6 protein-coding genes are annotated in these 8,894 nt (G+C 43.7%); 4 read left to right on the top strand and 2 right to left on the bottom strand.

The window, feature by feature from the left end; all coding sequences use genetic code 11:
* From WC615_RS21220 to WC615_RS21205, 4 genes are all read left to right on the top strand, one after another.
* Positions 1-1,435: tetratricopeptide repeat protein (locus WC615_RS21220; protein ID WP_372980054.1), on the top strand; the 1,435-nt coding region annotated here is incomplete at its 5' end.
* A 264-nt stretch (positions 1,436-1,699) separates the two neighbouring features.
* On the top strand, positions 1,700-4,477 hold the full coding sequence (locus tag WC615_RS21215; protein ID WP_372980053.1) for a TonB-dependent receptor domain-containing protein: 2,778 nt from the start codon (positions 1,700-1,702) through the stop codon (positions 4,475-4,477).
* A 25-nt stretch (positions 4,478-4,502) separates the two neighbouring features.
* Entirely contained in the window at positions 4,503-5,768 is a 1,266-nt protein-coding gene (locus WC615_RS21210; protein ID WP_372980052.1) for a right-handed parallel beta-helix repeat-containing protein, read from the top strand.
* A 4-nt stretch (positions 5,769-5,772) separates the two neighbouring features.
* Positions 5,773-6,840 (top strand): phytase, encoded by a 1,068-nt coding sequence (locus tag WC615_RS21205; RefSeq protein ID WP_372980051.1) that lies wholly within the window; start codon positions 5,773-5,775, stop codon positions 6,838-6,840.
* A gap of 50 nt (positions 6,841-6,890) precedes the next feature.
* Here the strand turns inward: WC615_RS21205 and WC615_RS21200 are convergent, their stop codons facing one another.
* Positions 6,891-7,919: a cytochrome d ubiquinol oxidase subunit II gene (locus WC615_RS21200; protein ID WP_372980050.1), complete on the bottom strand. Its 1,029-nt coding sequence runs from the start codon at positions 7,917-7,919 to the stop codon at positions 6,891-6,893.
* Positions 7,916-8,894, bottom strand: a 979-nt coding sequence (locus WC615_RS21195) for a cytochrome ubiquinol oxidase subunit I (RefSeq protein WP_372980049.1), incomplete at its 5' end; no start/stop codon positions are given. The genes WC615_RS21195 and WC615_RS21200, both read right to left, overlap by 4 nt.

The following is an 8,894-nucleotide window of genomic DNA, read 5'->3' as shown; positions in this document are numbered from 1 at the left end:
AAGCGAAGGCCAATGTCTGCGGCAAATGGGGCAGATCTGTTATAATCAGGGCCATTATGCCCAGGCGCTCGATTTTTATTTGCATGCCGATAAAGTATTCAGCGCGAGTAAAAACCAGGAAATGCTAGCCGCAAACATGGGCGAAATGGGCGTTTTGTATTATTATAACAAACAGCTGGATAAATCGCGCGCTATGTATAATAAGGCGCTGGCTATTTATAAACAAACCAACAATCTTAAGGGGCAAGCCGACATTTATGGCAAGATCGGTCACCTGTACGAAAAGCACCATAAGTACGATAGCGCCTTTTACTACCAGCATTTGGCACTGGAAAAATATACCCGTGCTGACTACCAGCAAGGCGCTGCTAAAATTTACGAGAACCTGGGCAGCATTTATGAAGACCTTGCCCGGTACGACTCTGCATATACCAGTTTTAACCACTCCCTGCAATTGTATAAGCAAGAGCATAACGAGATAGCCACGATAGAAGTAATAAACAACCTGGGCGATATTTTGCGTAAAACAGGTAAATATGCGCAAAGCATTGTAGAATCGCGCAGGGCAATGGCGCTCGCAGGGCAAACGGGTAATATTTACCAGCTTGCGGCCTGCAGTAAAGATCTTGGTAAGGCTTACGAACTAATGGGCCGTATGGATAGCGCCTATCATTATGCCGAGTTGAGCCGTAAATATTCACTGGATGTGTATTCAAAAGAAGGGGTGAACCAAACCGCATTTTTACAGGTGCTGTATGATATGAATAAAAAGAGTGATGAGATAAACCGCCTCAATAACATCCGCAAAATAAACCGCATTATAAGTGTAGCAGTTGTGGTAGTAGTGGTGTTGCTTGTAGTTTTGGGGATGGTTATTTTTAGCAGGCAGCGTTTAAAAATTAAAGACCAGAATGCGCTTGCCAAGCAAAAAGAAGTACAGCACGAATTGATGCAGCTGGAACTGAAAAACCAACACCTGGAAGAAGATAACCTGAAGCAGCAACTGGAAGTAAAAAGCCGCGAACTATCTACCCATACGCTCAACCTCATTAAAAACAATCAATTTTTAGAGCATCTGCGCAGTACACTGCAAGCTATGGTGAAGGAAGATAAACGCGACCAGAAAAAACAAATGCAGCAGATAATCCTGGAGATAAATGAGAGTTTTAACCATGAGCAGCACTGGAGGGAGTTTACCGCCGCGTTTGAGCAGGTGCACCAACAGTTTTTTGATAGTTTGAAACAATACAGCAGCGAGCTTACCTCTACGGACATGCGCCTTATTGCCTTGCTAAAAATGAACCTCGACTCGGCAGATATTGCAACCTTGCTGGGCATTTCAACCGATAGCCTGAGGGTTTCGCGATACAGGCTTCGTAAAAAGCTCAATATCCCACAAGGAGATAACCTTTCGGCCTTTATCCAAACTCTTTAACAGCGTTACAAACGGCTACTCCAAATCGCATTTTAAGCCGATTTTATGGAGTTAACATTTTGTTAATGTAACGGTAATAAAATGATAACGGAGGTTTTTAAACATTTTAATATATTGATTATCAATTGTTTAATTATGAGTGTTGCTTTTTGATATACGAGGATTGTAACGGTGTTGCCTTTCTGTAACCCTCAAAATTTCATTTGTAGTTGGGCGTATACACACCTTTGCAGCGTCAATTTAAATGGACATTATCACACAGCAATGAACAAACTTTTACAAATTTTATTCCCGCTACTTTTTTGTGCTACAATAGCGAGCGCAACAAAGATAAAAGGCCACGTTTATGATAAACAATCGGGCGAGGCACTGGTAGGTGCAACCGTTGTTTTAGAAAAAACAGGCAAGGTAACCAGTACAGGCCTTGATGGTTCTTTCGAATTAAAGGATGTGCCGGTTGGCAAAGCTACTATCCGCATTACTTACATTACCTATAAAACTATTGTACAGGATATCGAGATCCAAAGTAAGGATAACGAGCACCTGAAGTTTTATATGGAAACGGCTGCAAAAGGCCTTGGAGAGGTTACCATCAGGGCTACCGCCAGTGGTTCTAACGAACGGGATGCCCGCCGTATTGAGCAGAATGCTACCCAGGTAATGAACATCGTATCGGGTAAAGCTATTGAGGTATCTCCCGACCTTACTGTAGCCAATGTGATGCAACGTGTATCGGGTGTATCTATAGAGCGTAATAGCAACGGCGATGGCCAGTACGCTATTTTGCGTGGTATGGATAAACGCTATAACTACACTTTGGTGAACGGCGTAAAAATTCCAAGCCCGGATAATAAGTACCGCTATGTACCGCTGGATCTTTTCCCATCTGACCTTTTAGACCGGCTTGAAGTTTACAAAACCCTTACCCCAAACCTTGAAGGTGATGCTGTTGGTGGTGCCGTAAATATGGTAATGAAAAATGCTCCCGATCATTTCCAGATCAATGCAAATATTGCTACGGGTTACAACCAACTATTTTTAGACCGTAAGTTTACCAGCTTTGATGCATCAGGCATTCGCGGTAAATCTCCTTATGAGATAAATGGCCGCGATTACAACGCTACCCAGTCTGATTTTTCAAAAGGCGTATTTGATTACAAATCAAAGCATCCTGCGCCAAACGTTGTAGGTAGCTTGTCATTAGGCCAGCGCTTTTTTGATAGTAAACTGGGTGTAGTTTTAGCCGGTAGCTATCAAAATACCTATCGCGGAAGTAACAGCACTATTTATACCCCTTCAGTAACCGGTACAGATGAGTACAGCGTTATCACCAACAAAGGAGAACGCCAATACTCGGCACAGCAACAGCGCCTGGGTTTACATGGTAAAGTGGACTATGCTTTTGATAAAAACAATAAGATAAGCCTTTACAATGTATATGTTAATTTAAAAAATCAGGAAGTGCGTGAGTCGGTATCTACCACTTATAATGGGGTGTACGACCCGGCAAACGGCAATGCAGAATTGGTTTACAATACCCGTAGCCGCTTAACCGAGCAACAGATCTACAACAGTACCCTACATGGTGATCATAAATTCTTTGATGATAAATTTAAAGTGCAGTGGTCTGCAGTGTATTCTACCGCGCAGACTGAACAGCCGCAGAATGCCGAAATTGAGTTGAACGGATTACAGCAAAACTTCCAAAATAAACGCCTTTCATTGGTAAATACTTCACCGGTTGAAATGCGCTGGCAGCGTAATACTGATAATGATAAGGCAGGTTATTTAGACCTTACCTACAACATTTTCAAGGGCGATAAAAAGCTTGACTTTAGCCTTGGCGGTTTATACCGTGAAAAGGAACGCAGCAGCTTTTACAATAATTATGTGCTTGCGCCATCTGCAGCAAATGCGGGATTAATATATGGCCAGGATTATCAGAACTATACCGATCTGCAATTGGTTGTAAGTAACCCTACCGGTGGTGTTGCTAACCCGCTTACCTATGATGCTTCTGAGAAAACATCGGCAGGTTACGGTATGCTAACCTACAAATCAAATAGCCTGGAGTTAATTGGTGGTGCACGTGTTGAGCATACCAACCAGGGCTATCATATGTTGTTTGCGCAAGGCGAATCAAGGCCAACCGGCAACCAAATCTATACTGATGTTTTACCAAGCTTAACAGCAAAATACCATATTACAGAAAAAGCGCAGTTACACGCTTCATACTACAAGGCTGTTAACCGCCCGGGCTTTTATGAGCTTGTTCCGGGCATTTCGCCGGGCGATGATTACGATGAAAAGGGTAATGCCGACCTGAAACGTGCTCTTGCTGATAACTACGATCTGCGTTATGAATTGTTCCCCGGTGCTTCAGAGCAATTGTTAGTGGGCGCATTCTACAAAAAGATAAAAGATCCTATTGAGTATGTATTCCAAACTTCAGGTACAGTACACAGCAATGTTTTGTTAATACCGGGTAACTTTGGCAATGCTACCAACTATGGTGCCGAGATAGACTACACGAAGTTCTTCAATAAAATAGGTATCAAGGCAAATTACACCTATACCCACTCGCGTATCACTACCACTAAAAATAAGCGTCAGATAAACCCGTCTAATGGTGATATTGAGACTGTTGAGGTTGACCAGACAAGGCCGCTATACGGTCAGTCAGAGCATATCGCCAACATCTCATTACTTTATAAGGACACTAAAAAAGGCTGGGATGTACAGATTGCCGGTGCTTACACCGGGCCGCGTATAGTTGCAGTATCACAATTCGTAAATAACGATCAATGGCAGCAAGGCATCATCCAGATGGATTTCTCGGCCGAGAAACGTTTTAAAAACAACATCAGTTTATTTGTTAAAGCAAACAACCTGCTTAATACGCCATATAAGTTGTACATAAAAGGTGTTAACCCGGCAAATGATAAAATAAAAGAGGACCTAGTATCAAACGGGCATACCCTTATCCGCGATGACCACTATGGGCAAAGCTACCTGTTAGGCGTAAGATACAAGTTCAATTAATCAATAAACTTTCAAAAAATCAGATATGAAATTTAAACAGATCTTAGCCGTATTAACGGTGGCAACACTGGCTTTTACAGGCTGCCAAAAGGCTAATAAAGATGTTGATACAACACCGCAAAATGGCTCATCTATAGGTGAGGTATCAGGTGTGTGGGCAAAAAACAGCGTGCACGAAATTAAAGGTGATATCATCATCCCCGAAGGTAAAACACTTACCATTGAAGAAGGTGTAACCGTTTTAATGGATGCTACCGCTAAGCCCGAGGTTGTAATTAAAGGTAACCTATACTCATTAGGTACTGCTGAGAACCCGGTTAAATTCACCGTTGCTGATGCTTACCGCACTGCCGAAAACAAGTTTGGTAAACTATGGGGTGGTATACTTGCCGCACCAACCTGTGCCGAATTGGTGCTTGATAATACTATCCTGGAGTACGGTGGCAACACTACTTCTGATGCATCAACCTCGGTAAAAATGGGCCTTTACAAAGCTACTGCAGGTGAAAACCTTCCTGCCCTTTGGTTCTCAAACTTAAATGGTAAACTGGTAGTAACCAATAGCATTATCCGCAACTTCCAGGAAGATTGTACCTACATTGAGGGGGGCAAGATCATTTTCTCAAACAACGTGTTCTACACTACAGGTGTAACCGGCGGCGAGGCCATGAACTTCAAATCGGGATGTTTGGCTGATGTGGCTTACAATTTTGTTTACAGCTGCAATACCAACGCGTTAAAACTATCAAACAGTGGCGATCGTAACCCTCAGGCATATATAATTGCCTATAACAATACCATGGTTAACACTGGCTGGAGAAGGCCAACTGCAAAAGGTGGTTCGGTATGGTTAGAGGCAACTGTACGTGCCGATCTTTACAATAACCTGTTCGCCAACACCCGTTTCGGTATAAAACGCGACCCTAAGAAACTGGAAGACAGTCGTTCTAAAAACGATTATAACTGGTATTATGGTTTTGACCAAACCACGGTTGACCAATTCCAGATTGGGAAAAACGATATAGTACCCGGCGGTACAAATGATGTAAGGGGAACCAAAGCGGGTGATAATGACCCTAAATTTGTGAATTACCCTCTAAGTAACTCAGAGACAAGCCCTGATTACAACACCTCTTGGGATTTCCATTTGCAGGGTAATTCGCCTGCATTAACAAAAGGTACAACTAACTTTACCCGTCACCATAAAACGGGGATAACCCTATCCAATGGTTTAACCTATACATCACCTGAGCCTGCTACATTTGTTGGTGCGTATGGTACTAAGCAATAACTGAATGAAGAGATTGAATATATTTTGCTTTGCTCCACTGGTTTTGTTGAGTTTAGCATCATGCAAACCCGGCACAACTACTGATACTATTGAAGTTAAACCCGTAATAATAACTGAGCCGGTTAAGTATGATACTGATGATCCGGCCATCTGGGTAAATAAGGCCGACCCTGCCAAAAGCCTGGTGATAGGTACTGATAAAGATGCTGACGGCGCGCTGTATGTTTATGACCTGCAAGGTAAGATCATAGCTGATAAAGTAGTTAGGGGACTAAAGCGCCCCAACAATGTCGATTTGGCCTACGGCTTGATGCTGAATGGCAAACCAACAGATATTGCCATCACTACCGAGCGGATAAGCCATAAACTGCGTATTTACTCGTTACCGGATATGAAACCGGTTGATAACGGCGGCATCGAGATGTTTGTGGGCGAAACCGGCCCCGAATATCGTGACCTGATGGGTATCTCTATCTATACTGCTAAGGATGGTAAAATGTACGCCATAGTTGGCCGTAAAAGTGGCCCAAAAACAGGCGGCTATATCTGGCAGTATTTATTGGGCGATGATGGCAAGGGCAATGTAAAAGCAACCCTTGTGCGCAAGTTTGGCGAGTATAGCGGCAAAAAAGAAATAGAAGCCATAGCGGTTGATAACGAGTTGGGATATATCTATTACTCTGACGAGCAGGTTGGCGTACGCCAGTATTATGCCGACCCGGAGAAAGGCAATAAACAATTATCCATATTTGGTACAACTGGTTTCGCGGCTGATCATGAAGGAATCTCTATTTATAAACTAACCGATAGTACGGGTTACATTTTGGTATCCGACCAGGGTGCTAACCGTTTCCAGATCTTTAGCCGCGAGGGTACAAAACAGAATCAGTTTGAACATAAGCTGTTAAAAATAGCCAATGTACAGGCCCGCGAAAGTGATGGATCTGACGTGGTGAATGTGCCTGTGAACGATACCTTTAAGCATGGCCTTTTTGTAGTAATGAGTACCGATAAAACGTTCCATTACTACCGATGGGAAGATATTGCCGGTAAAGAGTTGAAAGTAAAATAAGTCTTAAGTCCGGAGTCATTAGTCTGAAGTCATTTGTTTGCGACTTCAGACTAATGACTTTCGACTTCCGATTCACCATCAGGTTTTTGCTGAAAGCTCCACACCAGGTAAAATAGCGCGGGGAGTATAAATATACTACCCACAAGCAACGCTATGCCTAATGATTGGATGGCTTTTTCGGCGCCCTGGTCTTCAATAAGCGAGAGGTGACCGCCGTTTTTCAGGATGATGATATTTGGATAGTGCTTGTAAGTTGTGGTAAGCAGAATCATCGTCATCTGGAAACCAGCCAGCACACGGATAATAAAACGTTTGCCTTTGCTGATGAGATACCAAAGTAAAATAAGGGAAACGGTGGCCGCGCTAACTGCAGCAATGCCGATTATATTCCCAAATACCCACTGCACCAGCGGGATGTTCTCTTTTACCGAAGCAATGAAAACTGCTGAACCCGCGATAACCGCCGCAATGTTCATTAATCTTGCCTTGCGGATAAAGCTTTTGCGCTCAATATCATCATTAGCTTCGCCAATAAGGTAGATGGCTGCCAGGAACCCGCACAGCGCCACTGTGAAGAACCCAATAGCAACCGAAAACCAGTTGAGCCAGCTGTACATATAGGCATCCATAAAATTGGTTGCCTGTGGGTCTACCCGGCCGGATACCGCGCTGCCTGCAATGATGCCTAAAAACAACGGCGTAATAAAGCTGGAGTATACAAAGATCTTGTTATAGATCTTCTGCATGTTATCATGCACCGCATCGTAATTACGGAAGGTTAGGGCCGTGCCCCGGGCAATGATGCCCATCAGCATCACCGTAAGCGGGATGTGCAGGTAGGTTGACATGGTGGCATATATTACCGGGAAACCTACAAATAGTATTACTATAGCAATAATAAGCCACATGTGGTTTGCCTCCCAGATGGGCCCAATGGCGTTGTACATGATCTTCCTGGTGCGACTTTTGTTTTTGTTAGAGGTGAACATCTCAATGATACCCGCGCCAAAATCGGCACCCCCCATAACCAGGTACAGCAAAAGGGCAACCCATAAAAATATGATGACTACATATATCATTTGCTTACAGGTTTAGGGTTGTCATAAATTACCGGTACCATTTTTATTTGCCTGTACAGCAAAAATATAACCGCCAAACTCAGCGTAAAATAAACGGCTGTAAACAGGTAAAAGGAGTAACCAATACCCGGCATTGGGGTAACGGCATCGGCTGTGCGCATAACGCCTTGTATTATCCAGGGCTGGCGGCCAACTTCGGTCACTGTCCAACCGGCTTCTACGGCTATAAAGCCAATAGGGGTGGCCCATATAAACAGTTTCAGGAACCAGCGTTTATCAAACCAGCTTTTCTTTTTCCATAAGGCAATGAGGTATAATATTCCTAAGCCCATCATCAGCATACCCAGTGCAACCATAAGCTGGAATGCATAATGCGTAACCGCAATAGGGGGCTGGTCTTTCTCAGGTATCTGGTCAAGGCCTTTTACAGGCGTTTTAAAATCGTCATAAACCATAAAGCTGAGCATGCCGGGCAGCTCAATGGCATAATCAACCTTTTTGTTTTTTACATCAGGTATCCCACCGATGATCAAAGGGGAGTAGGGTCTGGTTTCAAAATGGGCTTCCATTGCGGCAAGCTTGGCCGGTTGCCTTTTAGCTACCATCTTGGCCGATATATCGCCGCTTAAGGGTTGTAATATGGCTGCTACCACCCCAAATATAGCCGCTATTTTAAACGCCCTTAAATGGAAGTTTACATTCTGTTTGCGCATTACCATTAAGGCATGTACGCCAGCTACCGCAAACCCCGTTGCCGCGAATGCCGCTATCGACATATGCAAGGCCTGCGAGAACCAGGCGGGATTAAACATGGCTTTTATAGGGTCGATGTTGGTGTATTTGCCATCAACAAGGTCAAACCCGGTGGGGCTGTTCATCCAAGCGTTAGCAGCTACTACCAATATGCCCGATAATAAGCCGCTGATACCTACCACAACGCCCGTAAACCAATGAAACCAGCGGTTAAACCTGTTC

The sequence above is a fragment of the Mucilaginibacter sp. genome (assembly GCF_041663085.1).
Classification (GTDB): Bacteria; Bacteroidota; Bacteroidia; order Sphingobacteriales; family Sphingobacteriaceae; genus Mucilaginibacter.
This window is presented reverse-complemented; position numbering and strand designations above follow the sequence as displayed.